The sequence below is a fragment of the Streptococcus mitis genome (genome assembly GCF_946190375.1).
In the GTDB taxonomy this organism is placed as follows: domain Bacteria; phylum Bacillota; class Bacilli; order Lactobacillales; family Streptococcaceae; genus Streptococcus; species Streptococcus mitis_CJ.
This window is the reverse complement of record NZ_CAMIAF010000051.1, coordinates 1-464: the sequence shown is the minus strand read 5'-3', so window position 1 is coordinate 464 and position 464 is coordinate 1. Positions and strand designations below refer to the sequence as shown.

Sequence of the window (464 nt, the reverse complement as noted above, 5' to 3'; positions counted from 1 at the left end):
CAGCTTTCCATTTCAACTTCAACTGTCATTCGAAAGCTCAATGATTTCAACTTTAAGCATGATTTTTCTCGTCTTCCTGAGATTATGTCCTGGGACGAGTATGCCTTCACTAAGGGAAAGATGAGTTTCATTGCACAAGATTTTGATAATCTCAACATCATCACTGTTTTTGAAGGCAGAACACAAGCTATCATTCGAAATCACTTTCTGCGCTACGAGCGAGCTGTCCGTTGTCAGGTGAAAATCATTACAATGGATATGTTTAGCCCCTACTACGATATTGCCAGGAAACTTTTTCCTAACGCTAAAATCGTTCTCGATCGCTTTCACATTGTCCAACATCTCAGCCGGGCTATGAGTCGTGTGCGTGTCCAAATTATGAATCAGTTTGAGCGAAAATCCCATGAATACAAGGCTATCAAGCGTTACTGGAAACTCATTCAACAAGATAGTCGTAAACTCAG

General features: G+C 40.7%; 1 protein-coding gene. It reads left to right on the top strand.

Annotation, left to right across the window (positions count from 1 at the left end; translation table 11 throughout):
* A partial coding sequence (locus N8M09_RS10915) for a transposase (protein WP_261065201.1) occupies positions 1-464 on the top strand: 464 nt, incomplete at both ends.